This window comes from Streptomyces cinereoruber (assembly GCF_009299385.1).
Lineage (GTDB): Bacteria > Actinomycetota > Actinomycetes > Streptomycetales > Streptomycetaceae > Streptomyces > Streptomyces bikiniensis.
The window spans coordinates 6,552,493-6,576,473 of the sequence record NZ_CP023693.1; the positions used below are offsets into that span (position 1 = coordinate 6,552,493).

Here is a 23,981-nt window from a genome sequence, read left to right on the forward strand (position 1 = left end):
CCTCTGCGAGCGGCCGGCCGTGCGTCCCGGTACCCTGTCCGGTCGCGGCGAGCGGCGCCGCCCGGAAGGAGCCAGGCCGTGATCCTCCCCGAGGTCCGTGACCCCCGCTTCGTGACGATCCGGCGCGGCGGCACCCTCACCGACGCCGACCACCGGCTCCTCGCCCTGTGGGCCGCCACCTGCGCGGAACACGTCCTCCCCCTCTTCGAGGCGGTCCGGCCCGGCGACCCCCGGCCGCGCGGGGCGATCGAGCACGCGCGCGCGTGGGTACGCGGCGAGGTCCGGATGACGGAGGCCCGTGCGGCGGGCGGCCACGCCATGGGAGCGGCCAGGGACCTGCGCGGGGCGGCCCGGCACGCCGCCTACGCCGCCGGTCAGGCCGGGGCGGTCGCCCACGTCGCCGCACACGAACTGGGCGCGGCCGCCTACGCGATCAAGGCGGCGCGCGCGGCGGCACCGGCGGACCGCGCCGAGGCCGCGGGACGCCTCGAATGCCGGTGGCAGCGCGACCGGCTCCCGGAGGAGATCCGCGCGCTCGTCCTCGACGACCAGAGGCTGCGCAACGACATCTGCTGGTCGGTCTTCGACTGCTGAGCCCCGCCTCGGCCGGTCCCGGTCGGACGGCGGATGCCGAGGGCGGGCCCGAGGCCGAGCCGAGCGTCGCTCCGAGAGCCGTGCCCCCGGCGACGGGCCCGACGCGCCCCGCGATGATGGGGGCATGAAGACTCTCGCCGAGGTGGACGCACTGGCCGACCGCGCGCACGCCGGACAGGTCGACAAGACCGGCGTCCCGTACGTCGAACACGTCCGCGCGGTCGCGGCCGGCCTGGCGCCCCTCGGCACCCACCTGGCCATGGCCGGCCTGCTGCACGACGTCGTCGAGGACACCGACTGGACGGCGGAACGGCTCCGCGCCGACGGGATCCCGGACCGGGTCGTCGCCCTCGTCGAGGCCGTCACCAACCGGGCGGACCTCACGTACGAGGAGAAGATCCGGCGCATCACCGCCGACCCCGAAGCCACCCTCGTGAAGATCGCCGACAACGCGCACAACAGCCGCGCCGACCGGTCCGCCGCGCTCCCGCCCGACCAGCGGGAACGCCTCGCCGCCAAGTACCGCGCGGCCCGCGCCGTCCTCTGGCCCGCCGCCGACCCCGACCGGATCGCGACGATCCTGCGCGTGGTCAACCCGGACCTCCTGGCCGAACTGGACGGCCGCTCTCCGGACATCGGCACGCCTTCCTGACCCGGTGTGACCCGGCTCACGGGAACCCGTTCCGGGGGCCGGACAGACGACAGACGTGAACAACGACACGCGCGCACGCATCCGGGACGGGGACCCGCCGGCCTTCGCCGAACTCTTCGACACCCACGCCCGGAGCGTCTACAACCACGCCTTCCGGCTGACCGGCGACTGGTCGGTCGCCGAGGACGTCATGGCGGCGACCTTCCTGGAGGCGTGGCGGCTCCGGAACAAGGTCGACCCCGACGGCGGATCGCTCCGCCCCTGGTTGCTCGGCGTCGCCACCAACGTGGCCCGCAACCACTGCCGGGGCAACCGCCGCTACCGGGCTGCCGCCGCCGCGTACGCCACGGCCGTCCCCGAGCCCTCCGTGCCCGACCACGCCTCCGAGGTCGCCGGACGGGTCGACGACCGCCGCCGCATCGCCGCCACCCTGCGGGCGCTCGGCACCCTCCGCCGCACCGAACGCGAAGTCCTCGTCCTCTGCCTCTGGGAGGGTCTCGCCTACACGGAGGTGGCCCGGGCCCTGCGCGTCCCCGTCGGCACCGTCCGCTCCCGGCTCTCGCGCGCCCGCGCCAAGCTGCGCGACGGCGCCGAGGCGGAACTCGCCCGGGAGGGAAGGCGATGCGACCCCCCGGGACCCGGCCCGCGGAAATCCGACCCGGAAAAACGGGAACCCGCCGCCCGCCCCCGACAGACAACAGGTGATCGCGTGAACGCGGTCCGGCCCGCGCAGGAAGGAATCCGATGAACCCCGAACCGACCAACCCCCGTACGGCGAACCGGCACGAGACCGGAGACCCTTCGGCGATCCTTCCGGTGATCGGGGAACGAGACCTTCCTCCGGGCCGCCACCAGTTCCACAAGGAGCGCCTGATGAACCGGATCCACGACGACCGCCGCGCCGCCGCCCCCCGCAACCCCTTCCTGCGGAAGGCCGTCTTCCTCCCGACCGCGCTCGCCGGGGCGCTCGCCATCGGCGTCCTCGTCCTCACGCCGGGCGGAACCCCGGACGCCGGCGACCGCGCCACCGGACCCGCCCTCACCACCACCATCGGCACCGCCGACGCCTACGGCGCCCCCCGCCTCCTCGACCGCATCTCGCTCGCCGCCGCCGGAGCCGAGGCACCGCGCCCCCACGCGGACCAGTACGTCTACATCGAGACGCGCAGCGCCTCCACGCACGTGAAGACCGTCGGCGACGTCAGCACCCTCGTCGGTGTCCCCCTGCACACCCGGCAGTCCTGGCGGTCCCCCGACGGTCGCAGGGGCTGGCTGATCGAGCCCGGCACCACCGGCCCCGAGGGCATCACCCTGGAGGGCACCGACGAGAAGGGGAACGTGCCGGAGCCGCACCTCGGCGCGCCCTCGCACGACTACCTGGCCGCCCTGCCCACCGACCCCGACGCGCTGCTGCGGAAGATCTACGAGGAGACCGAGGGCCAGGGAAACGGCAAGGAGCAGCAGGCCTTCACCACCATCGGCGACCTGCTCACCGAGAGCTGGCCGTCCCCCGAACTCACGGCCGCGCTCTACCGGGCCGCCGCGAAGATCCCCGGCGTGGTCACGGTCGACGGCGCCACCGACGCCGTCGGCCGCGAGGGTGTCGCCATCGCGCGGCTCGACGAGACCAGCGGGCAGCGCACCGAATGGATCTTCGACGACAAGACCCTGACCTTCCTCGGCGAGCGCACGGTCCAGGTCGTCGGCAGCGGCGGCGAGGAAGGCCTGATCAAGCCCGGGACCGTCGTCTTCACCCACGCGATCATGACCCGGGCCTTTGTCGACGACATCAAGGTCACGCCCTCCGGCACCGCCTCGTAGCCGCCGGAGGGGGGTGCGACCGACAGGACACCTCCTAGCCCGCGCTCCGACCCGCGGTCCAGCCGCCCAGTTCCGCCGGACGGTTGGTGATGATCCCGTCCACGCCGAGGTCGTCCATGGCCTTCCAGCGGGCCGGGGTGTCGACCGTCCAGACGTTCACGGCCACGCCCGCCGCGTGCAGCGCGCCGACCACCTCCGGGCGCCGGGCCAGGGCGACGTGGGAGACGTTGTACGCGGCGAGTCCCAGCTCCTTCGCGACCGCGACCGGATCGGGGTCCAGGGTGTCGCGCAGGAGGCCGAGCGGGAGTTCGGGAGCCAGCTCGTGCGCGTACCGCAGGGAGGGGACGTCGAAGCTCTGGACGAAGACCCGGCGCGTTATGGCCTGCTCCCCGACCTCCCGCACGATCCGGGCCACCTCGGCGCGGCTGTGCCGGCCCTTGATCTCCAGGAGCAGGTTCCCGCCGCGCTCCCGGAGGTCCGCCAGCTGGGCCGCCAGGGTCGGGACGCGGGCGCCCGCGTAGGCGGGCGCGAACCAGGAACCCGCGTCCAGGGCGTCCAGCTCGGCGGAGGTCAGCGACCGGACCGCACCCGTCCCGTCGGTCGTCCGGTCGACGGTCGCGTCGTGCAGGACGTACGGCACGCCGTCCTTGCTCGGCTGGACGTCGTTCTCGATCCACTTCGCCCCGCCCCGCCGGGCGACCTCGTCGGCGACCAGCGTGTTCTCGGGCGCGGCGGAGGAGGCCCCCCGGTGGGCGAACACGGTCGGCGGAGCCCCGGCGGGCCGGATCCAGGGGCTCTCCGACGCCTTGGCGTCCGGCTCCACGGAGCGGGGCGCGGACGGGCCGGACGGCGGGGAAGGCTCCGAGGACGGACCGGGGGCCGAGGGAGCCGCGGAGGGCGGGAACGGCGGGGACGGGGCGGTGACGAACGCGGCCGAGAGCGCCGCCACGGCGACGGCCCCGGCGGTGAACCCGGTGGTCCGGCGGCGACGCGACCGGGAAACGGGTGAAAGAGCGTCTTTCATGAGCGCACACCCTAAAGGCGATGTGTCGGACAACGTCGCGTTCGCGCCACGACGCGCGGTCCGAACCCCTTCGCCGGAACATCCGGTCTGCGGCATGGTGGGAGGCGTGCCCGGAGCCGTGCCGTCGGGGGGTCACGGCCGGGCGTGCGACGTGAGGGGGACTCATGGACACGGACACAGGCATGGACACGCATGCGGGGGCGGGAGCGGACGGCGTCGGGGTGACCGCGACGCGGGACGGGCATCGGCGGACCCCGCGCGGCCGGGGCGTGCTCGAAGGGGCCTTCGCCCTGCTCGACGCCCTCCGCCGGAACGGCGACGAGGCCGGGGTGACCGAGCTGGCCCTCGCCTGCGGGGTGCCCAAGGGCAGCGTCCACCGGCTGCTCGACCAACTGGTCGGCGTCGGCGCCGTCGAGCGGGTCGGCAACCGCTACCGGGTCGGCCCGCAGCTCTACCGCCTCGGCCAGGCCTGGGAGCCGCACCCCGGCCTCCGGCCCGCCGCCCGGCTGCCGCTCCAGCGGCTCCGGGCCGTCACCGGCGCGAGCGTGGTCCTCGTCGTCCTGCGCGAGGAGGCGGCGCTCACGGTCGGCTCGGTGCCGGGAGACCTGGAACCCCTCCTGCCCGTACGGAACGGCCTCGCGTTCCGGCTCGACACGGCCGCCGGAAAGGCCCTGCGCGGACCCCTGAGGAGCGGCGCCGTCCTCGACCGGGAGGACGTGATGGAAGGAGTGTGCTGCGCCTCGCTGCCGGTCCGCACCCCGGACGGGCGTACGGTCGCGGCCCTCGCCGCCCTGGTCCCGGCGGGCCGCCGGCTCGACGGGCTCGCCCACGCCGTCGCCGGAGCCGGAGCCGCGATCACCCGGGCGCTCGCCGGGGGCGGTGGTGGCGGCCGGCGAAGACCGCTCCCACCGACCGCCCTCGTCCCGTGAGAAGGCCGTCAGGCGGCCCCGTTCCGTCCAGTGGAACGCGCGTAGAGCCGGGCCGGGGGCGCCGGGCACAGTGGATGCCGTGCCGGGGGGAAACGGCACACCGGGACCGTCGGCACGGCGGACCGGACACCACGTCACACCCGTGACCCGATGTGTGGGGGGACACCACATGCGCAAGAACCGAGCCGCCCGACTGGCCGCCACCGCCCTGCTCGGACTCGGCACCCTCGGGGCCTTCGCCGGCACCGCGCACGCCGAGCCGATCGACTACGTGAGGATCGAACTCCTCGAACTGCACTGCCAGAAGAACAGCGAGGGCGACCACGACGAGGCCTACCTCAAGATCACCGACGCCAACGGCAACGCCGTCAAGGTCTGGCCCGGCGGCGGCCTCAAGTACCAGACCATGGGCACCGGTTACGTCCGCTCCATGGCCGACGGCAACGGCAGCGCGGCCCTGATCCTGGGCAAGCAGCAGGCCCGCACCCTGACCCTGTGGGACTACGACTCGACCAGCGGCGACGACAAGCTCGGCGCCACCCTGGTCACCGGCTCCGAGGTCGGCGCCGAGACCCAGTGGCGCACCGTCGAGGGCTCCGGCGGCGTCTACGTCATCGGCTACCGGGTGATCGACATCTGACGTCCCGTCAGGAAACCTGAGGGCCGTGCCGGATCACCGGCACGGCCCTCGTGTCACACCCGGGAGGCTCAGCCCGCGTCCGGGGCCGTCAGCTCGCCCGACCGCGCCACCCGCGCGTACCAGCGGGCGCTCGACTTGGGCGTCCGCTCCAGGGTGTCGTAGTCCACCCGGACCGCCCCGAACCGCTTCGCGTAGCCGTACGCCCACTCGAAGTTGTCCAGCAGCGACCAGAGGAAGTAGCCGCGCACGTCCACGCCGTCCGCCATCGCCCGGTGCACCGCCTCCAGGTGCGCGTGCACGTAGGCGGCCCGCTCCGGGTCGTGCACGGAGCCGTCCGGGGCGACCACGTCCTCGTACGCCGCCCCGTTCTCGCTGATCACCAGCGGAAGACCGGGGTACGCGGCGGACACCCGCTTCAGCAGGTCGTACAGCGCGCCCGCGTCGACCGGCCAGCCCATCGCCGTCCGCTCGCCCGGCGCCCGGTGGAACGCGACCCGGTCCGCCCCCGGCCACGGCGAGTGCTCGCTGTCGCCGTGCCCGTCGTCCTGCGGCTTCTCGGCGCCCTCCGTGACCTCCGACACCAGGGTCGGCGCGTAGTAGTTGATCGCGAGCAGGTCCAGCGGCTGCTTCGCCGCGGCCGCGTCCCCGTCCCGTACGAAGGACCAGTCGGTGAGGTGCGCGGTGTCGGCGAGCAGGTCCTCGGGGTAGGCGCCCTCCAGCATCGGGCCCAGCCAGATCCGGTTGCCGACGGCGTCGATGCGGCGCACCGCGTCCAGGTCCCCGGCGGAGCCGGTCAGCGGCCGCACCTCGTGCAGGTTGAGCGAGACGGAGAGCTGCTGCGGGCGGCCCGCCGGCAGCGCGGCCCGCAGCGCCTGGACCGCGAGCCCGTGCCCCAGGTTGAGGTGGTGGGCCGCGCGCAGGGCGGCCACCGGGTCGGTGCGGCCCGGCGCGTGCACCCCGGAGCCGTACCCCAGGAAGGCGCTGCACCAGGGCTCGTTGAGCGTGGTCCACCGCGAGACCCGGTCGCCGACGGCGTCCGCGACGATCCCCGCGTACTCGGCGAACCGCTCGGCGGTCGACCGCTCCGGCCAGCCCCCCGCGTCCTCCAGCTCCTGCGGCAGGTCCCAGTGGTAGAGCGTCAGGGCCGGCTCGATCCCGGCGGCCAGCAGCTCGTCCACGAGCGCCCGGTAGAAGTCCAGGCCCTTCTGGACGGCGGGGCCGCGCCCGGTGGGCTGCACCCGGGACCAGGAGACGGAGAACCGGTAGGCGTTCAGGCCCAGTTCGGACATCAGGGCGACGTCCTCGCGGAACCGGTGGTAGTGGTCCACGGCCACGTCGCCGGTGTGGCCCTCGAAGACCCTGCCCGGGGTGTGCGAGAAGGTGTCCCAGATGGACGGGGTGCGGCCGTCCTCCGCCGCAGCTCCCTCGATCTGGTACGCGGCGGTGGCCGCGCCCCAGAGGAAGCCGGGCGGGAACGAGCGGGTGGCGGTGAGCGGCCGGGTTTCGGACGCGGTCATAGGAGGGCGCTCCCAACGCTGGTGCGGGATCGGTACGTTTTGGTGGGGGAGGGGGCGGTACGTCGTGCGGGGAAGGGGCCGGTCAGCTCTTGACGGCGCCGGCCGTGATGCCGCCCACGATGTGCTTGCCGAGGAAGGCGAAGACGAGCAGCAGCGGCACGGTGGAGATCAGGGCGCCGGTCAGCACGATGGCGTGGTCCACGCTGTGGTTGCCCGCGCCGAGCCCGGCGAGCGCCACCTGGAGGGTCGGGTTGCCGTCCGGGGTGAGCGCGATGAACGGCCAGAAGAAGTCGTTCCACGACTGGACGAAGACCAGCATGCCGAGCACCGCCATCGCGGGCCGGGCCACCGGGAAGACCACGTGCCAGATCACCCGGAGGCTGTGCGCGCCGTCCATCCGGGCCGCCTCCACCAGCTCCACGGGCAGCGCCTCGACGAGGAACTGACGCATGAAGAACACGCCGAAGGCGGCGACGAGCGAGGGCAGCACGACCGACTGGAGCTGGTCGACCCAGCCCAGGTCCGTGACGATCTGATAGAGCGGGATGACGCTGAGCTGCGGCGGGATCGTCATCGTGGCGACCACCAGCGAGAGCAGCATCGTCCGTCCCCGGAAGGGGAGTTTGGCGAAGGCGAAGCCGGCGAGGGTGGAGAAGAGGACGGTGGACACGGCCACCAGGCTCGCCACGATCGTCGTGTTGATCAGGGCCTCGCCCATGTCGACCTGGTTCCAGGCGAAGGTGAGGTTGTCGAAGAGGCGGGGGCCGGGCAGCAGCGGCGCCGGGGCCTCCACGACCCGCTCGCCGGTGTGCGAGGCGGCGACCACGTTCCAGTACAGCGGGAAGAGCGAGACCACCGCGGCGAGCGCGAGCAGGACGTACGTCAGCGGTCCGGCGTGGTGCTGCCGGCCGGCCGACTGCCGGAAGCGCCGGCCGGGCGCGGGGCCCCCGGCCGCCGGGCTCGTCGGCCGGGGCGTGTCGAGTGTGCGTGCCATGGGTCAGCCCCCCAGCTTCTTGCGGTTGCGGCGGGAGACGAGCGCCTGGACGCCGCCGACGATCAGCAGGAGCAGCAGCATCACCCAGGCGATGGCGGAGGCCTGCCCGAGGGCACCGGTGATCCAGCCCTTCTCGTACATCAGCAGGCTCAGCGTCTGGAACTGGTTGCCGCTGCCGCCGCTGATGCCGACGCTGCCGCCGTAGAGCATCGGCTCGCCGAAGAGCTGGGTGGCGCCGATGGTGGAGACGATGATGGTGAAGAGGATGGTGGGCCGGATGGAGGGGATGGTGACGCTGAGGAACTGGCGCCAGCGCGAGGCCCCGTCCAGGGAGGCCGCCTCGTACAGGTCCTGCGGCACGGCCTGCATGGCGGCCAGGTAGATCAGCGCGTTGTAGCCGGTCCAGCGCCAGGTCACGATGGTCGAGATGGCGATCTGCGCGGGCCACTTGGACGACTCCCAGTCGACCGGGCCGATGCCGGTCCACTCCAGGAGGCTGTTGATCATCCCGTAGTCGGTGTTGAACAGCTGGGCGAAGACCAGGGTCGCCGCCGCGATCGAGGTGGCGTACGGGGCGAGGATGGCGACTCGGAAGAAGCCGCGGCCTCGGAGCTTGTAGTTCAGCAGGTGCGCCAGGCCCAGGGCCATGAGCAGCTGCGGGACGGTCGAGATGACCCCGATGGTGAAGGTGTTGGCGAGGGCGTTCCAGAAGAACTCGCTGGTCGCGAGGTCCGTGTAGTTCTCCAGGCCCTTCCACTCGGCTCCGCCGCCGAGCTCCACCCGGTGCAGGGAGAGCCAGCCGGTGTAGATCAGCGGGAAGAGGCCGAAGGCGGCGAAGGTGAGGAAGAAGGGAGCGATGAAGACGTACGGGATCGCCTTCAGGTCCCAGCGGTAGAGGGTGCTGCGCCAGCCGCCGGGGGCGGGGCGGCGGCCGCGCGGGCCGGGAGAGGAGGGCGGGGCGGCGGGCGGCGGGGAGCCGTCGGACCGCGCCCGGACGGAGGTGGCCACGGGGGCGTCCTTCCAGGTCGATGCGTGCGCTGGTGCGGACGGTGCCGGTCCGCCGCCCGGCAGGCGGCGGCGGACCGGCACGCGGCCCCCGCTACTGGTCGATCTTGTCGTCGACCAGCTTCTTGACGTTCTCCCAGGCCTTGGCCGGGTCGGTGCCGCGCTGCTCGATGTCGAGGATGCCGTTGTCGGTGAGGAAGGTCTTCACCTGGCCGTCCCAGCGGCTGATGCTCGCGGGCGTGATCCGGGCCGCGGCACTGGAGAAGATCTTGCCGACCGGGGTGTCGCCGAAGTACGGCAGCTTGGCCTCCTGGACGGCGACCGAGGTGAGCGTGTCCTTGGACGAGGGGATGTTGCCGTTCACCGCGAACACCTTGGCGTGCTGCTCGGGGGCGGTCAGCCAGGCGGCGAGCTCGGCCGCCTCCTTGGCGTGCTTCCCGGACTTCGGCACGGCGAGGAAGGCGCCGCCCCAGTTGCCGGCCACCGGCGGCGCGGCGATGTCCCACTTGCCCTGGTTGGCGGGCCCGGCCTGGTCCTTGATGATGCCGGTCATCCAGCTCGGGCAGGCGACGGTGGCGAACTTCGAGTTCTTGAAGGCCGCGTTCCAGGTGCCCTTCTCGTCGAACTGGCGGAGTTTGGCGGTGAGTCCGCCCTGCGCCGCCGCGACGGCGGTGTCCCAGGCCGTCTTCACGCCGGGGCTGTTCTCCCAGTCGAGCTTGCCGCTCGCGTCGGCGTACTGCACGGGGTCGCTGGAGACGACCGCGTTGAAGAGGCCGCTCGCCGAGTCGTGGAAGGCGGTGCCGGCGGGCGCGTTCTTCTGGTAGGTCCTGCCGGTCTCCAGGAACTTGGACCAGTCGCCGGACCACAGCTTCGCGACGGCGTCGCGGTCGGTGGGCAGCCCGGCCTTGGCGAAGAGGTCCTTGTTGTAGCAGACGGCCATGGGGCCGATGTCGGTGCCGAGGCCGATCACGCTGCCGTCGGCGGTGGTGGCCTGCTTCACCTTCCAGTCGAGGAAGGCGTCGAGCTTCGCGCCGCCCTCCTTGCCCAGGTCGACCCACTTGTCCGCCATGGTGGGGCCGGTCGCCTCGGCGATGTAGCCGACCTCGATCGCCTGGATGTCCGCGAGACCGCTGTTGCGGGAGAGGCGCAGCTTCAGCGTGTCCCAGTACTTCTGTCCGTCGGCGACGTTCGACTCCTCGATCTTGATGCCGGGGTGGGTCTTCTCGTACTCGGCGTAGAGCTTGGCGCCGGTCTTGTCGTCGTAGCCGAAGGAACCGAAGGTCCCGACCCGCAGCGTGATCGTGCCGCCGCTCTTGGCGTCGTCGTCGTCGCTGCCGCAGCCGGTGAGCAGGCTCGTACCGGTCATGACGACGGCGACCGCCGCGACCGCCGTGCGGCGTCCGCGTCTGCTGCTGGAAGTGCGCATTCCACTCTCCTCGTCCCAAGGTGGTGCTCGTTGTGCGCCGGGGGGTCCGGTCGGCTGGACGCGGCTCGGCGGCGGCCGGCCCGGACCCGTCGGGGTGTGCGCTCCATGTATGGGAGCGCTCCCACGTCGTTGCCGGAAGGTTGCTGCCTGCCGGGTGCGGGTGTCAAGACATGAACGCGGATTCGTTACGGGAAGGTGTTCCGGGGGTTTCGCGCCCCTCCGGCGCTCCCGGTCGCGTCACCTCCTGAACGATCTCCCGGGTGCGCCTCGTGGCGCGGAGGGGTGGGGATGATCTAATGTGGGAGCGCTCCCATACGGATGGGGGCCGGATGAACAGAGCTTTGGCCCACGAGGGGAGTCGGCAGAGTCGTGAACGGGCGGCAGAGCGGCAGACCCACCCTGGAACAGGTCGCGGCCAGGGCCGGAGTCGGCCGGGGCACGGTCTCCCGGGTCATCAACGGCTCCCCCCGGGTGAGCGAACGGGCCAGGACGGCCGTCGCCCGGGCCGTGGCGGAACTCGGCTACGTGCCCAACCAGGCCGCCCGCGCCCTGGCCGGCAGCCGCACCGACGCCATCGCGCTCGTCATCCCCGAGACCGAGGCCCGGCTCTTCGCGGAGCCCTACTTCCTCGACATCATCCGTGGAGTCAGCGCCGAACTCGCCGCATCCGACAAGCAGTTGCTGCTCACCCTGGTCCGCAGCGAGCAGGAGCGGCAGCGCTTCGAGCAGTACCTCGCGGCCCAGCGCGTCGACGGGGTGCTGCTCGCCTCCGTCCACGGAGACGACCCCCTGCCCGACCGGATCGGGGAGCTGGGCCTGCCGGTCGTCATGAACGGGCGCCGCACGGAGGCCGAACCCGTGCCGTACGTCGACTCCGACAACATCGGGGCGGGCCGGGCGGCCGTCGCCCACCTGGTGGGACGCGGCCGGAGCCGGATCGCGACCGTCACCGGGCCGCTCGACATGTACGTGGCGCGCGCCCGGCTCGGCGGCTACCGGGCCGGGCTCGCGGAGGCCGGTCTCGCCCCCGACGAGGGCCTGGTGGCCGCCGGCGACTTCACGGAGGAGGGCGGCCGGCGGGCCACGCGGCTGCTGCTCGACCGCAGACCGGACCTGGACGCGGTCTTCGCCGCCTCCGACGTGATGGCGGCCGGGGCGCGCGCGGTCCTGCGGGAGACGGGCCGCCGGGTGCCCGAGGACGTGGCCCTCGTCGGCGTCGACGACTCGCCGGTGGCACGGCTCATGGACCCGCCGCTGACCAGCGTGCGGCAGCCGATCGAGGAGATGGGCCGCACGATGGCGCGGATGCTGGTCCGGGGGATCGCGGAGGAGCGGACGGAGCCCGCCCGACGCGTGCTGCCGACGGAACTGGTGGTGCGGGGGTCGTCCTGAGCGGGCGGGACCCGCGGCCCGGTGGATTCCGGACCGCGGGCCCCGCCCTCGTACGGGGCGCCGCGGCGTGGACGCCGCGGCGCAGGCGTCACAGCGCCGGGTGGGCGTTCTTCAGGAGTTCCTGGAACTGGGCCGAGAACCAGTGGCCCGAGACCGGGGCGTCCGGCAGCGCGCCCGACATGCTGTTCCCGTTGCGGGCGTTGCCCGTGTACGTCGGGTCGCACATCCGGTCGAAGCCCTTGCCCTCGTCGTTCGGGATCTCCTTGCTGGCGCCGTCGGACTCGCCCGGGGGCTTCATCCAGACGTACGCGTCGATGCCCGCGGCGGGCGCCGCCTGGGGCCGCTCGCCGAGTCCCGCGCCGGCCTGGTTGCACCAGTTGCCGAGGTGGATGCGCCGGTCGTAGCGCCCGCCGTTCACATACGTGTCGACGTTCGTCGTCGCGCCCGGGGCGGTGGGCCGGGCGGCGCCGCCCCAGCCGTTGCGGGAGGTGTCGATCAGCATGCCGAGGTTGGCGTCGAAGCCGAGCGAGACCAGCTTGGCGCGCATGGCCTGGGCGTACGACAGCTCGTCGGTGTACCGGTTCCAGTCGACCCACTTCGACTGGCGCACGGAGACGCCGTTCACGCTGTCGCCGATCCCGAAGTGGTCCTCCTTCAGGGCGCTGTAGTTGGCGGTGTTGACGATGAAGCCGTGCACGTTCGCGACCGTGGAGCCCTCGGCGGTGGCGGCCTGCTTGAACAGTTCGGCGGAGGCGCCGAAGTTGTCGTCCCAGCCCAGCCAGCCGTGGTGGCCGGCGTCCACGTAGTTGTAGACGTTGGCGATCGAGCCCAGCTTCCGCAGGGCGTAGCCGACGCCGGTGACGTAGTTGCCGTTGGCCTTCATGACGTCGCAGTTGGCGGTGGCGGTCGGCCGTCCGCTGACGTTGGTGACCAGGTTGGGCAGCGAGTCGATCTCGACGGTGGTGACGATCCGGAGGCCCGCGTACTTGGGGTCGGCGAGGATCGCGGCGATCGGGTCGATGTACTCGGTCTTGTAGCGGCCGATCTCGGTCGGGCCCAGCTCGCCGTTGGAGGCGAGCGCCGCGCAGTCGCGGCCGGGCAGGTTGTAGACGACCAGCTGGACGACGAGCTCGCCGGAGCCCTTCTGCTTCAGGGCCTCGTCCAGGTGGGCGCGCAGGCCCATGGAGGTCGCGGAGCCGTTGATGGCGGCGATCCGGTCGAGCCAGACGCCGGTGGGCTGGTTCGCCACCTTGGTGCCGCCCGGCTCGGCGGCGGCCTTCGCGGACCACTCGGGGTTCACGTACACCTTGGCGCCGGCGTAGGGGTTGTCGGCCTTGGAACCGGCGGGCGGGGTGGTGGGCGGGTCCGTGGGAGGAGTGGTGGTCGTGTTGCAGGTGACCCCGTTGAGCTTGAAGGTCGCCGGCACCGCGTTCGTACCGCTGTGGGAACCGTTGAAGCCGAAGGAGGCCGAACCCCCGGTGGTCAGCGTCCCGTTGTAGGAGAGGCTCTTGGCGGTGACGGCGGTGCCGGACTGGGTGATCGTGGCGTTCCAGCCCTGGGTGACCTGCTGGTTCCCGGCGTAGGACCACTCGACGGTCCAGGAGGCCACCGGGTCGCCGGTGTTGGTGACGGTCACGTCGGCGCCGAAGCCGGTGTTCCACTGGTTGGTGATCCGGTAGTCGACCTTGCAGCCGGGGGCGGCGGCGCCGGCGGTGGCGGCGCCGAGGACGGTGGCGGTGGCGCCGGTGGCCGTGACGAGGCCGAGCGCCGCCAGGAGGGCGGTGCGGCTGGTGCGACGGGTGCGGTTCATGCGGGTGGGGATTCCTCTCGGACGGGAAGGGACGATCACCGGGAGGGTGATCGGGGGAGAAGGGACGATCGCCGGGAAGCGGCGATCGGGAGGGAGGGGACGATCAGGGGGCGAGGGCGCGCAGGTGGTCGCGCAGCCCGATGCCGAACGCGGTGGGAGTGCCGTCGTACGAGCTGATCAGGGCGGGCCCGGAACCGCAGTCCCAGGTGTTCCAGGTCCAGCCCAGGTACGACAGGCCGCGGTCGTCGAACCACTTCATGACGCGGTCGACGAACGCGTGTCCGCAGGTTTTCTCACCGATCTCGCCCGCGAGCAGGGGCACTCGCGCGGCCACGGGGGCGAGGGTGTCGTTCCAGCACGTCTCGGTGGAGCAGGAGTTGAAGTCGTAGACGTGCCAGGCGGCGGCCAGATTGCCCGCCGGGTCCGTGGGGGCGTGCGCGAGCCACTGGCTCAGGTCGTTGGAGTACGCGATGCCCGGCACGAGGACGAGGTTCTTCGCCCCCGTGGCGCGGACGGCGTCCACCAGGTCCTGCATGCCGGCGACCTCGTAGCCGATGCCGGGGCAGGTGCCGCCGTCGCGCCAGCAGGACCAGGCCTGCGCCGCGGTGGGGGTCGCCCGGTCGGGATAGGGCTCGTTGAACAGGTCGAAGACGATCCGCCGGTCGTGCTTGAAGGTGTTCGCGACCGAGGTCCAGAACGCCGGGGTGTACCGCGCGCCGGGCATCGGCTTCTGGCAGGAGGCGTGCACGTCGGAGCAGCCCGCCGAGTCGCCCGTGTACCGGCCGTGGGTCCAGTGCAGTTCGACGACCGGGGTCATGCCGTGGGCGAGGACCCGGCCCACCAGCTCCTCGACGGCGGCGACGTAGTGCGCGCCCCGGTACTCGGGCTCGATGTTGTCGAGGCCGAGCCAGCACTCCTCGTTGAGGGGGATGCGGACCGTGTTGGCCTTCCAGCCGGCGATGGCCGCGATCGAGGCGTCGTCGACGGGACCGTCGAAGAAGCCGTGGCCCTGGACGCACATGAACTCGCCGCCGGAGCGGTTGACGCCGAGGAGTCGGCGGACGGCGCCGTTCTGGTCGACGAACTTGTTGCCCAGGACGCCGAGTTCGGGTGCGCCGGAGACGGGGTCGGGGGCGGGGGGAGGAGAGGTCGGTCCGGTGGGTGTGGGGGTCGGGGTCGGGGTGGGGCCCGGGGGAGTGCCCGTGCCGCAGGGGACGCCGTCGAGGGTGAACGCGGTGGGGGTGGTGTTGGTCCCCGACCAGGAGGCGACGAAGCCGCCCGTGACCTTCGCTCCCGTGGCGAGGGAGCCGTTCCAGCTCTCGTTCACCACGGTCACGTCGGCGCCGGACTGGGACCACTTGCCGCCCCAGCCCTGGCCGACGACCTGGCCGGCCGGGAGGGAGAAGCCGAGGCTCCACCCGTTCAGCGCGGCGCCGTCGTTGGTGACGGTGACGGAGCCCTGGTAACCGCCGGCCCACTGGCCGACGACCGCGTACTCCACCGTGCAGGCGGGTGCGGCCGCGGCTCCGGAGGCCGTACCCATGAGGGCGAGAGCGGTGCTCGCCGTCGTGAGTGCCGCTCCTGCGAGCAGCGCGGACGGACGTAAGAGGCGTGAGCCGTACGGGAAGTGCGCGGAACGTGCGGGGCGTAAGGAGCGTGCGGGATGCGCAAGGTGTCGCATGAGCGAGTCCTCACAGCGAGGGCACACCACGAGGATGTGCCGACCGGACGGAATCGCTCCCACTGGGTCCGGCAGACCGTAGCGCCGACGGCGGCCGAGGAGAAGAGGGGCAGAGCAAATTCCTCGCCGACTGCGTTCGACTCTTCGCGCGACTTGACGCCGTTGCGTCCCGACTGCACAGTGGGAGCGCTCCCACTGGTTCAGGACTTGTCACCGAGCGCACAACCCCTCCCCTCGACACCGGCGCTTCCCCCTCTGCACCGTTCCCTCCCTCTCCGAGCCGCGAGGAGAACCGCCCCATGCCGCACCCCCACCCGCGCCATCGCCCCGGACCATGGACGCGGTGCGCCCCGACCCGCCTGGACGGCCCGTCGTGCCGCCGCCTAGGGTCGGCACCCGAAGCGTCGGGCGGCAGCCCGTGACATCGGGAACCGTCCAGGAGCGCGCACGTGGTCATCCCTCTCCACGCCCACCGGGAACGCCCGTGGACGTGAAGGAGGTCGAGGGCGACGACGCCGCGGCCGAGTTCCGGGCCTTCTTCGAGCGTCACTACGCCGAACTCGCCCGCCTGGCACACCTGTTGACCGGCGAGACGGACGCCGCCGACGACCTGGCGGCCGACGCCATGCTCGCCCTGTGGCACCGCTGGGACCGGGTCCGCGCCGCCGACCACCCCGCCGCCTACGCCCGGGGCGTCGTCGCCAACCTCGTCCGCACCCGGATCCGGAGCACCGTCCGCGAACGGCGCAGGATCACCGCCTTCTGGGACCGGCGCCCCGAACACACCGACGGCCCGGACGTGCCCGCCGTCCTCGACGTACGGACCGCGCTGCGCGCCCTGCCGTTCCGCAAGCGCGCCTGCGTCGTCCTCCGGCACGCCTTCGACCTCTCCGAGCGCGACACCGCCCTGGCGCTCGGCGTCTCGGTCGGTACGGTCAAGAGCCAGACCGCCAAGGGCATGGCGGAACTCCAGCGGCTGCTCGGCGACCGGGCCGCGACCGAACTCACCGCGGGAAGGCGCTGATGGACGACACACGGCTCCGCCACGAGCTGCGCGAGGCGGCGCTCGCCCACCGGCCCGACCACGCCCGCATCCTGGCCCGGGTGGAACGCGGCCTCGCCACGCCCGCCCCGGAGGCCCGGCCGTCGCGCCCCGCGACCCGGTGGGCCGGCCGCCGCTGGGCGGCGGTCGCGGCGGTGACCGCGGCGGTCGCGGGAGCGGTGGGCCTGGCGGGAGTGATGACGACGGCCCCGACCGACCGCGCGACGGCCCCGGCCGCCAGTGCCACCGCCCCCGCTCTGCCCGCGCCCGGCCCGGCGGCCGGGGCGGTCGGCACGATCAACCCCGGCAGCAACCGCTGGTGGGCGCAGAGCGACCTCGGCGTGACCACCGGATCGCCGGTCACGGGCCTCGTCGTCGAACTGCGGATCGCCCGCACCGCCGGCGTCGTGAGCACCGGCCACTGGCGCACCCGCCCCGCCGGGGACTTCACGGTGACGGTGACCGAGGAGCCCGGCTCCCTGGTCTACCGCTGGACCCTGAAGGAGGGCCGCACGCTGCCGCCGGGCCCGCACGTCTTCGCGGCCCAGTACAACCACGCCGAAGGGGTGCGGGACGCCTCGTCCGACACGTACCGCGTCACCCTGACGGCCCCCGACGGCGGCCTGACCACCCTGCGGGGCGGCTTCGGAACGCCACCGCCGAAGTGACCGGGGCCGCCCGCGTGGAGAGTTTGAGAGGGCCACCGGGTCGGCCACCATGGGGTCATGAGCCACGGATTCGAGACCCGCACCCTGGACGTCACCACCGGATCGTCGGAGACGGTCCACGACCTGACCCGGGAGTGCGCCGCCTTCCTGGCGGAGGTGGCCCAGGGCCGGGACGGCCTCCTCAACGTCTTCGCACCCCACGCGACCACGGGCATCGCCCTGATCGAAACGGGAGCGGGCAGCGACGACGACCTCCTGTCGGCCCTCCACCGCCTCCTCCCCGCCGACGAACGCTGGCAGCACCGCCACGGCAGCCGGGGCCACGGCCGCGACCACGTCCTCCCGGCCCTCGTCCCCCCGCACGCCACCCTCCCCGTGCTCGACGGCGAACTGGCGCTCGGCACCTGGCAGTCGGTGTGTCTGGTGGACACCAATAAGGACAATCCCGACCGGCAGGTCCGTTTGAGCTTCATCGGTCAGTGAGCCGCTGCAGTGCCCGGGACGACGGGGCCCTGGGGGTGGCCGCCGATTCCCCTTACGCGCGGGCGGAACGGGAGGAAGGCGTGCGACGCCGCCACGGACGTGATCGGGCAGCGGCCCTGTGAGCCGGGTGGGCCACGTGGGTCTGCGCCGTGGTGCGGGGTCAGACGTCCCGATCGTGTCGGGCGGGCCTTCGGGTCCGTCACGGACGAGCGTGAGGACGTCGTCCGAGCCGCGGCCTGCCCGGTGGGGGCACCAGCGGCGCGGTGGATCGTGGCGCCGTTGCCGTGTGGGCGAGACGCGCACCGGAGGAGCCGGATCGAGTTGCCGGACCGTCCCGGGACGCGACCGTCACCGCTGGGGCGGCCGCGACGACGGTCGGCCCGGGCGCGGACCGTCACAGGGGTGCCGGCTTCCGCGCCCGAGCCGGTGGTTCTACCAGTAGTGACGGCGTCCGCCGACCGCGTGACCGGCAGCCCCGAGGACCCACAGGACGACCCCGATGACGACCAGGATGATTCCAATGGTCCACAGGACGGAAATGCCGGCCACGAACCCGATGACGAGCAGGACGACCCCGAGAACGATCATGATGGCCTCCGGTCTCGCGTGCTTCTCCCTCTCAGGTTAGGCGCACCTCGGGGCGAGAGCCTGTCGTACCGGGTGGCAACGAGTCGTCGGGCGCGGATCCACTGACAGGGCGCTCGGCGGAGTGCCGCTCCGCCCGGCCGGTCCGGCGGAAACCGACGGCTTCCGCTCACGGGGCCCCGCGAGTGGGTCGCCGTCACCGGCCGACGGTCCTGGAGGCGCGAGGGGCCGAGGCGTGGTTGCGGGTGATGGTCAAGAAAGTGATGCCGGTGGAGTCACAGGAGGTGAGGCCGCCGAGGCCGAGGACGAGCTGCCCACCCGGATGCGGGACGAGGCCCGGCGGGGCGGCGTGGGCCTCGGGTGCGGTGTGGTGGTCCGGTTCTCCTCCCGGTTCTCCCGCAGCTCGATCACGGGCCCTGCGGACGGCGTGGGGCGGGGACGACACGTCGTGACGTTTCCTCCGACTCATGGGCGCAGCATGTCTCCACTGTTTGTTAGCGCTCACAAGCTTAAGGGTCAATAGCGACGTGCGATCTGCGGGCTGAAGCCCAGGGGTGAGGGAGATCGCCCCGGCCGGGCTCCCTGCCGACTGGAAGGGGGAGGGAGCTTCTGGCGTGAAGTACGGCTTTTCCCGGGCTTCGAGCCACTTCGCCATTGAGCTTCTCCTCATCAAGAACGCGTAACGGTGGTGCGAACTCTTGAGTTACGTCTGTGTTAGCGCTCACAATGTGTCGCACTCGGCGACCCACTGGTCGTCGAGGCCGACGTTGCACGTGTCTCGTTCGCCGCAACCGGCCCGACCGCACCCACACACCCGCCGGGCTCATCGCCTTCACGGCCTCCGCCCGATGGCAAGCGCCCTTCGAGAGGAAACACGACATGGCCCACAGAGCCCTCCGCACCCTCGCTGCCACTGCCCTGGTCGGCGGCCTGTTGACCGCCTGCACCACCGAACCCGTGAACAACGGCAGCACCGGGAAGGGCTCCTCCGGCGGAAAGCTGGTCCTCGGGTTCGCGCAGGTGGGGGCCGAGAGCGGTTGGCGTACCGCCAACACCAAGTCCATACGCGAGGCGGCCGAGAAGGCCGGTTTCACGCTGAAGTTCTCCGACGCGCAGCAGAAGCAGGAGAACCAGATCAAGGCGATCCGCACGTTCATCCAGCAGAAGGTCGATGTCATCGCCTTCTCCCCGGTGGTGGAGTCCGGCTGGGACACCGTCCTGAAGGAGGCCAGGAACGCCGGCATCCCGGTCATCCTCACCGACCGCGCGGTCGACTCGCAGGACACCTCCCTCTACCGGACCTTCCTCGGGTCCGACTTCGTCAAGGAGGGGGAGGAGGCCGGCAAGTGGCTCGTGAAGGAGTACGAGGGCACCTCCGAACCGGTCAACGTCGTCGAACTCCAGGGCACCACCGGCTCCGCGCCCGCCAACGATCGCAAGGCCGGCTTCGCCGCGGTCGTCGAGGGCGACCCCAAGTTCAAGGTGGTCGCCTCCCAGACCGGCGACTTCACCCGCGCCAAGGGCAAGGAGGTCATGCAGGCCTTCCTCAAGTCCCACAAGGACATCGACGTCCTCTACGCCCACAACGACGACATGGCCCTGGGCGCCATCCAGGCCATCGAGGAGGCGGGGAAGAAGCCGGGCACCGACATCAAGGTGATCTCCGTCGACGGCATCAAGGACGCCTTCGTCGCCATGCGGGAGAAGAAGATCAACGTGGTGGTCGAGTGCAACCCGCTCCTCGGCGACCAGCTGATGGAGCTCGCCAAGAAGGTCGCGGCGGGGGAGAGCGTGCCTCGACGGGTCGAGGTCGAGGAGGGTGTCTTCACCCAGGACCAGGCCGCAGCCGCCCTGCCCGGCCGCCAGTACTGACCCGACGCCCGCACCGACCGGGGCCGGCCTCAGTGCCGCCCCGGCCCCCTCAGGAGAGGAGGGCGGATGGCAGCCCCACCCACCCCCCGCGCACACACCCGTACCGACCGACCGGTCCTGGAGGCACGCGGCATCCGCAAGGCCTTCCCCGGAGTCCTCGCCCTCGACGGCGTGGACCTGCGCCTCTTCCCGGGCGAGGTCCACGCGTTGATGGGCGAGAACGGCGCCGGCAAGTCCACCCTCATCAAGGTGCTCACAGGGGTCCACCCGCCCGACGCGGGAACCATCTCCGTCGACGGCGGCCCCCGGCGATTCGTCGAACCGCTGGAAGCGCAGCACGCCGGAATCAGCACGGTCTACCAGGAGGTGAACCTGTGCCCCAACCTCTCGGTCGCCGAGAACATCCTCATCGGTCGTGAGCCCCGGCGCCTGGGACTGGTCCACTGGTCGGCCCTCCACGCGCGCGCGGCGCGGCTCATCACCGAACTGGAACTCGACCTCGACGTCCGCCTGCCGCTGAGCGCGCACTCCCTCGCCGTCCAGCAACTCGTCGCGATCGTACGGGCCGTGGACGTCAGGGCGAAGGTCCTCGTCCTCGACGAACCCACCTCCAGCCTCGACCGCGACGAAGTCGCCCAGCTGTTCGCCCTGGTGCGCCGGCTTCGGGACCGGGGTGTCGCGATCCTCTTCGTCACCCACTTCCTCGACCAGGTCTTCGACCTGTGCGACCGGGTGACCGTCCTGCGCAACGGACGTCTCGAAGGCGAATACCGGATCGACGAGCTGACTCCCGCCACCCTGGTCCACCACATGGTCGGCAGCGAACTGAGCACCCTGGACGAACTGGCCGAGACGTCCCACACCGGTACCACCGCCGCCTCGGGCTCCGCGGAAACCCCCTTCCTCAGCGCCCGCGGGCTCACCCGGACCGGCTCCGTCCAGCCGTACGACCTGGACATCCACCGCGGCGAGGTCATCGGCCTGGCCGGACTCCTCGGATCCGGACGGACCGAGGCCGCCCGGCTGCTCTTCGGAGCCGACCACGCCGACGGCGGCGAACTGCGGATCCACGGCGAACGCGCCGCCCTGCGCTCGCCGCGCACCGCGATCGCCCACAAGATCGCCTTCTGCTCGGAGAACCGCAAGGCGGAGGGCCTGATCGGCGAACTCACCGTCCGCGAGAACATCGTGCTCGCCCTCCAGGCCGCCCGCGGTTGGACCAGACCCCTCTCCCGCGCCCGGCAGGACGAGATCGCCGCCCGGTGGACCGAGGCCCTCGACATCCGCCCGGCCGACCCCGAGGCCCAGGTCCGCAACCTCAGCGGAGGCAACCAGCAGAAGGTGCTGCTCGCCCGGTGGCTGCTCACCGCCCCCGAACTGCTGATCCTGGACGAACCCACCCGGGGCATCGACATCGGTGCCAAGACGGAGATCCAGAAACTGGTCACCCGCCTGGCCTCCGAAGGCGCGGCGGTCCTCTTCATCTCCGCAGAGATCGAGGAGGTACTGCGGCTGAGCCACCGTGTGGGCGTCCTGCGCGACCGCCGGCTCGTCGCCACCCTCCGCAACGACCCTTCTCTGACGCCCGACCGGATCCTGGGCGCCATCGCCACCGGAGCCACCTCATGACACCACCTGACGACACCGGTGCCGGGGGGCGTCCGGCCCGGGCGCGCGGCGCCCGGCGGCTCACCGAGCACCGCCTGTTCTGGCCCGCCGCCGTGCTGGCCGCCCTGCTGCTGGGGAACGTCGCGCTCACCCACGATTTCTTCGCCGTCCGCGTCCAGAACGGACACCTGTACGGCAGCCTGATCGACATCCTCCAGTTCGGCGCCCCGCTGATCCTGGTCTCCCTCGGCATGACGCTCGTCATCGCCACCCGGGGCATCGACCTCTCGGTCGGCTCGACGGTCGCCATCTCCGGCGCCCTCGCGTGCGAGCACATCGCCACCGCCGAGAACCCCGGAAGCCTGTCCACGCTGACGACGGCGATCGCGCTGGCGGTCGGCGTGGCCGCCGCGATCGGCCTCCTCAACGGCTTCCTCGTCGCCCGCCTCGGCGTCCAGCCCATCGTCGCCACGCTGGTTCTCATGGTCGCCGGACGCGGCGTGGCCCAACTGATCACCGACGGCCAGATCATCAGCGTCTCCAGCAGCGCCTACAAGATGATCGGCGGCGGCTACTGGCTCACCCTGCCCTTCTCCGTCCTGCTCGCCGCGGCCCTCGTCGCCGCCACCTCCCTCGTCACCCGGCGGACCGCGCTCGGCATGCTCATCGAATCGGTGGGCGGCAATCCGGTCGCGAGCCGGCTTGTCGGCATCCGGGCGTCCGGCCTCCTCGTCACGGTGTACGTCGTCAGCGCCGTGTGCGCCGCGGTCGCCGGCCTGATGATCAGCTCCAACGTGTCCAGCGCCGACGGCAACAACGCCGGCCTGTGGATCGAACTCGACGCGATCCTCGCCGTGGTCATCGGCGGCACCGCCCTGACGGGCGGCCGCTTCTCCCTGGGCGGTACGGTCCTGGGCGCGCTGATCATCCAGACCCTCTCGACCACGATCTACACCCTCGGCGTGCCGCCGGAGACCACTCTCGTCTTCAAGGCCCTGGTCGTCATCGTCGTGTGTCTCGTCCAGTCGTCCGCGTTCCGCGCGAGATTCTCACGCCGCCGCGGACCCGCCGTCCCGACCACGGCCTCCCCGGCCGGTGGCGAGGGAGTCCGCAAGCAGGAGGCCCACCCGTGAGCACCACTCTCACCTCCCTCACCAAGCCGATCCACCGCTTCTCGGCGCGGCACTCCACCCGTCTGCCGCTCATGGTGACGGCCACCCTGCTGGTCGCGATGTTCTCGATCGGTTCCCTGCAGTACGAAGGCTTCTTCTCCGCGCAGGTCCTTCTCAACATCCTGATCGACAACGGGTTCCTGCTCGTCGTGGCGATCGGCATGACGTTCGTCATCCTCACCGGCGGCATCGACCTGTCCGTCGGCTCCATGGTCGCCCTGTCGACCATGCTGACGGCCTGGCTCGTCGAGCAGAACGGCCTTCCGCTCGCCCTGGCCGTTCCGTTGGTGCTGCTGGTGGGCACCGGGGGCGGTGCGGTGATGGGCTGGGTGATCCACGCCTTCGAGATCCAGCCCTTCATCGTCACCCTCGCGGGAATGTTCCTCGCCCGTGGCCTCTGCTACATGATCAGCACCGAGTCGATCTCCCTCACCGACCCGACGACCACGCGGATCGCCCAGACACGGGTCCTCCTGCCCGGAGGCCTGTTCGTCTCACCAGCCGTGATCATCGCCCTGGGCGTGCTCGCCCTGGCCTTCGTCGTCCTGCACCACACCCGTTTCGGCCGTACCGTCCACGCCCTGGGCGGCAACGAGTCCTCGGCCCGCCTCATGGGCCTCCCCGTGGGGCGCACCAAGGTCGCGGTGTACGCCGTGAGCGGTCTGTGCTCCGCCCTGGGCGGCCTCCTGCTGACCTTCTACATGCTGTCCGGCTACGCCCTGCACGCCGTCGGCATGGAACTCGACGCCATCGCGGCCGTCGTCATCGGAGGAACGCTGCTGACCGGGGGGTCCGGCTTCGTGCTGGGAACCGCGCTGGGAGTGACGGTCCTCGGACTGATCCAGACCGTCATCAGCTTCCAGGGCACGCTCAGTTCGTGGTGGACCCGCATCGTCATCGGTGGCCTGTTGTTCGTGTTCATCCTTCTCCAGCGCCTCTTCGGCGGATCCCGCCAGGCTCAGTAGCCCCCTCACCGCCCCCGGCGTCAAGAACCTCACGCCGGGGGCCCGAGCACCACTTCCCCGGTCGAGGGGGCGGGGTCCGACCCTGCCCCCTCGCCGGCCTT

Annotated in this window: 22 protein-coding genes; 14 read left to right on the forward strand and 8 right to left on the reverse strand. The window is 72.1% G+C overall.

The window, feature by feature from the left end:
• Nucleotides 1-78: 78 nt before the first annotated feature.
• The 4 genes from CP977_RS29595 to CP977_RS29610 all read left to right on the forward strand — a co-directional run bounded on the left by CP977_RS29595 (nt 79) and on the right by CP977_RS29610 (nt 3,067).
• The gene (locus CP977_RS29595) at nt 79-594 is read left to right on the forward strand and encodes a putative immunity protein (protein WP_109184497.1); all 516 of its coding nucleotides are present in this window, start codon (nt 79-81) and stop codon (nt 592-594) included.
• A gap of 124 nt (nt 595-718) precedes the next feature.
• Nucleotides 719-1,246 carry an HD domain-containing protein gene (locus CP977_RS29600; RefSeq protein ID WP_062750621.1) on the forward strand — a complete coding sequence of 176 codons (528 nt, stop codon included), beginning with the start codon at nt 719-721 and terminating at the stop codon, nt 1,244-1,246.
• A 55-nt stretch (nt 1,247-1,301) separates the two neighbouring features.
• Nucleotides 1,302-1,994 (forward strand): RNA polymerase sigma factor, encoded by a 693-nt coding sequence (locus tag CP977_RS29605; protein WP_152371097.1) that lies wholly within the window; start codon nt 1,302-1,304, stop codon nt 1,992-1,994.
• Nucleotides 1,991-3,067, forward strand: coding sequence for a CU044_5270 family protein (locus CP977_RS29610; protein ID WP_152371098.1), 1,077 nt, complete (start codon nt 1,991-1,993; stop codon nt 3,065-3,067). The genes CP977_RS29605 and CP977_RS29610 overlap by 4 nt, the downstream gene beginning before the upstream one ends.
• 34 nt (nt 3,068-3,101) lie before the next feature.
• Here CP977_RS29610 and CP977_RS29615 read toward each other — a convergent pair whose 3' ends face one another.
• Nucleotides 3,102-4,091 (reverse strand): glycerophosphodiester phosphodiesterase, encoded by a 990-nt coding sequence (locus CP977_RS29615; protein ID WP_104860346.1) that lies wholly within the window; start codon nt 4,089-4,091, stop codon nt 3,102-3,104.
• A gap of 164 nt (nt 4,092-4,255) precedes the next feature.
• On the opposite strand from CP977_RS29615, the gene CP977_RS29620 reads away from it, so the two are divergent.
• On the forward strand, nt 4,256-5,020 hold the full coding sequence (locus CP977_RS29620) for a helix-turn-helix domain-containing protein (RefSeq protein WP_062750613.1): 765 nt from the start codon (nt 4,256-4,258) through the stop codon (nt 5,018-5,020).
• Nucleotides 5,021-5,189: 169 nt separating this feature from the next.
• Complete coding sequence (locus CP977_RS29625) at nt 5,190-5,660, forward strand: hypothetical protein (RefSeq protein WP_208421191.1); 471 nt, start codon at nt 5,190-5,192, stop codon at nt 5,658-5,660.
• A gap of 68 nt (nt 5,661-5,728) precedes the next feature.
• Here CP977_RS29625 and CP977_RS29630 read toward each other — a convergent pair whose 3' ends face one another.
• The 4 genes from CP977_RS29630 to CP977_RS29645 all read right to left on the reverse strand — a co-directional run bounded on the left by CP977_RS29630 (nt 5,729) and on the right by CP977_RS29645 (nt 10,602).
• A complete protein-coding gene (locus CP977_RS29630; RefSeq protein WP_109184500.1) occupies nt 5,729-7,177 on the reverse strand; it encodes a GH1 family beta-glucosidase in 1,449 nt (482 codons plus the stop codon).
• 82 nt (nt 7,178-7,259) lie between these two features.
• Nucleotides 7,260-8,171, reverse strand: a complete 912-nt coding sequence (locus CP977_RS29635; RefSeq protein WP_062750607.1) for a carbohydrate ABC transporter permease — start codon at nt 8,169-8,171, stop codon at nt 7,260-7,262.
• A gap of 3 nt (nt 8,172-8,174) precedes the next feature.
• A complete protein-coding gene (locus tag CP977_RS29640) occupies nt 8,175-9,179 on the reverse strand; it encodes a carbohydrate ABC transporter permease (RefSeq protein WP_152371099.1) in 1,005 nt (334 codons plus the stop codon).
• A 91-nt stretch (nt 9,180-9,270) separates the two neighbouring features.
• Nucleotides 9,271-10,602 carry an ABC transporter substrate-binding protein gene (locus tag CP977_RS29645; protein WP_062750603.1) on the reverse strand — a complete coding sequence of 444 codons (1,332 nt, stop codon included), beginning with the start codon at nt 10,600-10,602 and terminating at the stop codon, nt 9,271-9,273.
• Nucleotides 10,603-10,971: 369 nt separating this feature from the next.
• On the opposite strand from CP977_RS29645, the gene CP977_RS29650 reads away from it, so the two are divergent.
• The gene (locus CP977_RS29650; RefSeq protein ID WP_062750601.1) at nt 10,972-11,994 is read left to right on the forward strand and encodes a LacI family DNA-binding transcriptional regulator; all 1,023 of its coding nucleotides are present in this window, start codon (nt 10,972-10,974) and stop codon (nt 11,992-11,994) included.
• Nucleotides 11,995-12,082: 88 nt separating this feature from the next.
• Here the strand turns inward: CP977_RS29650 and CP977_RS29655 are convergent, their stop codons facing one another.
• Complete coding sequence (locus CP977_RS29655) at nt 12,083-13,804, reverse strand: glycoside hydrolase family 6 protein (RefSeq protein ID WP_152371100.1); 1,722 nt, start codon at nt 13,802-13,804, stop codon at nt 12,083-12,085.
• 103 nt (nt 13,805-13,907) lie between these two features.
• Entirely contained in the window at nt 13,908-15,347 is a 1,440-nt protein-coding gene (locus CP977_RS29660; RefSeq protein WP_152371101.1) for a cellulase family glycosylhydrolase, read from the reverse strand.
• 628 nt (nt 15,348-15,975) lie between these two features.
• Here CP977_RS29660 and CP977_RS29665 point away from each other — a divergent pair.
• Genes CP977_RS29665 through CP977_RS29675 form a run of 3 tightly spaced genes read left to right on the forward strand, consistent with a single transcriptional unit; the run spans nt 15,976 to nt 17,678 of the window.
• A complete protein-coding gene (locus tag CP977_RS29665) occupies nt 15,976-16,509 on the forward strand; it encodes a SigE family RNA polymerase sigma factor (protein ID WP_109184959.1) in 534 nt (177 codons plus the stop codon).
• Entirely contained in the window at nt 16,509-17,195 is a 687-nt protein-coding gene (locus tag CP977_RS29670; RefSeq protein ID WP_062750595.1) for a hypothetical protein, read from the forward strand. The genes CP977_RS29665 and CP977_RS29670 overlap by 1 nt, the downstream gene beginning before the upstream one ends.
• A 57-nt stretch (nt 17,196-17,252) precedes the next feature.
• Nucleotides 17,253-17,678 (forward strand): secondary thiamine-phosphate synthase enzyme YjbQ, encoded by a 426-nt coding sequence (locus tag CP977_RS29675; protein ID WP_152371102.1) that lies wholly within the window; start codon nt 17,253-17,255, stop codon nt 17,676-17,678.
• 432 nt (nt 17,679-18,110) lie between these two features.
• Here CP977_RS29675 and CP977_RS34250 read toward each other — a convergent pair whose 3' ends face one another.
• Nucleotides 18,111-18,266 (reverse strand): DUF6131 family protein, encoded by a 156-nt coding sequence (locus tag CP977_RS34250; RefSeq protein WP_167308964.1) that lies wholly within the window; start codon nt 18,264-18,266, stop codon nt 18,111-18,113.
• Between the two features lie 876 nt (nt 18,267-19,142).
• On the opposite strand from CP977_RS34250, the gene CP977_RS29680 reads away from it, so the two are divergent.
• The 4 genes from CP977_RS29680 to yjfF all read left to right on the forward strand — a co-directional run bounded on the left by CP977_RS29680 (nt 19,143) and on the right by yjfF (nt 23,880).
• The gene (locus tag CP977_RS29680; protein ID WP_062750591.1) at nt 19,143-20,135 is read left to right on the forward strand and encodes an ABC transporter substrate-binding protein; all 993 of its coding nucleotides are present in this window, start codon (nt 19,143-19,145) and stop codon (nt 20,133-20,135) included.
• A 66-nt stretch (nt 20,136-20,201) separates the two neighbouring features.
• Nucleotides 20,202-21,764: a sugar ABC transporter ATP-binding protein gene (locus tag CP977_RS29685; protein ID WP_062750588.1), complete on the forward strand. Its 1,563-nt coding sequence runs from the start codon at nt 20,202-20,204 to the stop codon at nt 21,762-21,764.
• A complete protein-coding gene (locus tag CP977_RS29690; protein WP_062750586.1) occupies nt 21,761-22,876 on the forward strand; it encodes an ABC transporter permease in 1,116 nt (371 codons plus the stop codon). The genes CP977_RS29685 and CP977_RS29690 overlap by 4 nt, the downstream gene beginning before the upstream one ends.
• On the forward strand, nt 22,873-23,880 hold the full coding sequence (gene yjfF / locus CP977_RS29695; RefSeq protein WP_109184506.1) for a galactofuranose ABC transporter, permease protein YjfF: 1,008 nt from the start codon (nt 22,873-22,875) through the stop codon (nt 23,878-23,880). The genes CP977_RS29690 and yjfF overlap by 4 nt, the downstream gene beginning before the upstream one ends.
• Nucleotides 23,881-23,981: the final 101 nt, after the last annotated feature.

Coding starts and splice junctions, on each gene's coding strand:
- CP977_RS29645 (WP_062750603.1), bottom strand. CDS start 10,602: ATGCGCACTTCCAGCAGCAGACGCGGACGCCGCACGGCGGTCGCGGCG.
- CP977_RS29615 (WP_104860346.1), bottom strand. CDS start 4,091: ATGAAAGACGCTCTTTCACCCGTTTCCCGGTCGCGTCGCCGCCGGACC.
- CP977_RS29625 (WP_208421191.1), top strand. CDS start 5,190: ATGCGCAAGAACCGAGCCGCCCGACTGGCCGCCACCGCCCTGCTCGGA.
- CP977_RS29690 (WP_062750586.1), top strand. CDS start 21,761: ATGACACCACCTGACGACACCGGTGCCGGGGGGCGTCCGGCCCGGGCG.
- CP977_RS34250 (WP_167308964.1), bottom strand. CDS start 18,266: ATGATCGTTCTCGGGGTCGTCCTGCTCGTCATCGGGTTCGTGGCCGGC.
- CP977_RS29630 (WP_109184500.1), bottom strand. CDS start 7,177: ATGACCGCGTCCGAAACCCGGCCGCTCACCGCCACCCGCTCGTTCCCG.
- CP977_RS29620 (WP_062750613.1), top strand. CDS start 4,256: ATGGACACGGACACAGGCATGGACACGCATGCGGGGGCGGGAGCGGAC.
- CP977_RS29600 (WP_062750621.1), top strand. CDS start 719: ATGAAGACTCTCGCCGAGGTGGACGCACTGGCCGACCGCGCGCACGCC.
- CP977_RS29680 (WP_062750591.1), top strand. CDS start 19,143: ATGGCCCACAGAGCCCTCCGCACCCTCGCTGCCACTGCCCTGGTCGGC.
- CP977_RS29670 (WP_062750595.1), top strand. CDS start 16,509: ATGGACGACACACGGCTCCGCCACGAGCTGCGCGAGGCGGCGCTCGCC.
- CP977_RS29660 (WP_152371101.1), bottom strand. CDS start 15,347: ATGGGTACGGCCTCCGGAGCCGCGGCCGCACCCGCCTGCACGGTGGAG.
- CP977_RS29610 (WP_152371098.1), top strand. CDS start 1,991: ATGAACCCCGAACCGACCAACCCCCGTACGGCGAACCGGCACGAGACC.
- CP977_RS29635 (WP_062750607.1), bottom strand. CDS start 8,171: ATGGCACGCACACTCGACACGCCCCGGCCGACGAGCCCGGCGGCCGGG.
- CP977_RS29675 (WP_152371102.1), top strand. CDS start 17,253: ATGAGCCACGGATTCGAGACCCGCACCCTGGACGTCACCACCGGATCG.
- CP977_RS29655 (WP_152371100.1), bottom strand. CDS start 13,804: ATGAACCGCACCCGTCGCACCAGCCGCACCGCCCTCCTGGCGGCGCTC.
- CP977_RS29685 (WP_062750588.1), top strand. CDS start 20,202: ATGGCAGCCCCACCCACCCCCCGCGCACACACCCGTACCGACCGACCG.